General features: G+C 75.4%; 1 protein-coding gene. It reads left to right on the plus strand.

Annotated elements, in window-relative coordinates:
* Positions 1-38: 38 nt before the first annotated feature.
* Positions 39-492, plus strand: a 454-nt coding sequence (locus tag B7L92_RS28155) for a response regulator (RefSeq protein WP_081240190.1), incomplete at its 3' end; no start/stop codon positions are given.

Below are 492 nucleotides of genomic sequence, written 5' to 3' on the forward strand. Positions count from 1 at the left end.
GCCGCGCACACCCCCCTTCCCCTGAGCGAGGTCACCCCATGACGGCACCCCGGCCCGTACGACTGCTGCTGGCCGACGACGAACACCTGATCCGGGGGGCGCTCGCCACGCTGCTGTCGCTGGAGGACGACCTGCTGGTCGTCGCCGAGGCCGCGACCGGGCCGGAGGCGCTGGCGATGGCGCGGGCGCACGCGCCCGACGTGGCCGTCCTGGACCTGCAGATGCCCGGCGCGGACGGTGTGAAGGTCGCCACGTCCCTGCGGGCGGAGCTGCCCGGCTGCCGGGTGCTGATCGTGACCAGTCACGGGCGGCCGGGGCACCTGAAGCGGGCGCTTGCCGCGGGGGTGCGCGGATTCGTCCCCAAGACCGTCAGCGCGCAGCGCCTCGCGGAGATCATCCGCACGGTGCACGCCGGAAACCGCTACGTCGACCCCGAGTTGGCCGCCGACGCGATCGCCGCCGGGGACTCCCCGCTGACCGCGCGCGAGGCCG

The organism is Streptomyces viridosporus (assembly GCF_002078235.1).
Taxonomy (GTDB): Bacteria; Actinomycetota; Actinomycetes; order Streptomycetales; family Streptomycetaceae; genus Streptomyces; species Streptomyces viridosporus.